Raw genomic sequence first — 691 nt, forward strand, 5'->3', positions numbered from 1 at the left:
TGACGAGTATCCTCCACTGCCTCAATGATCCCGTCCGGCGCTGTGGCTGAAACCCTTAAGTTCTTTCCTATCAGCTTTATAGCCTGGTGATGATGAGAATTAACTTCAATTGTATCGATTCCGACACCTAATGTTTCGGATAAAGTTGTTTCGGGTGTAATGGTTACCGAATGTGTTCGTGCCGAACGCGGCTCGCCCTGGCGATGTGTTAAGGCTTGCGGGAAAAAGGATGCGATGTCCTGATATAGCGAGCCGCCGCGATGAACATTAAGAATCTGCAACCCGAAACATATGGCAAGTATTGGGAGTTTACGCTTCTCCGTAGCCGCAAGAAGGAGTAAATCTGTTTCGTCTTTTTCTTTTATCACACGTCCAAGTTTCGGATGCCGTTCAGAGTCTCCGTATCGGAAAGGATCAACATCTGAATCGCTTCCCGGCAACAGCAGCCCGTCCATTTGCCCGGCGATGTCTTCAATGTAATCTTTATCAGGAATAAGGGGAATATGAAACGGAGCACCGCCGGCAGCAAAAACCGCTTCGCTGTAATCGCGTGCCAGGTAAAACTTTCCGCCCGGTTCTTCAAGCCGCATACTTATAAAAATTCTCGGACGCCGGTTCATATTGATTTATATGTTCTGCGATACGGCAGCCGAATGTCAATTTGAGCATTTCAGATCAATTACTTATCATC

At 47.2% G+C, this 691-nt stretch carries 1 protein-coding gene; it reads right to left on the bottom strand.

All coding sequences use genetic code 11. From position 1 onward, the window contains the following. A partial coding sequence (locus tag R7P74_RS26630; RefSeq protein ID WP_318123654.1) for a gamma-glutamyl-gamma-aminobutyrate hydrolase family protein occupies positions 1–590 on the bottom strand: 590 nt, incomplete at its 3' end. Between the last annotated feature and the right edge of the window lie 101 nt (positions 591–691).

It is taken from the genome of Vibrio sp. 2033 (assembly GCF_033339735.1).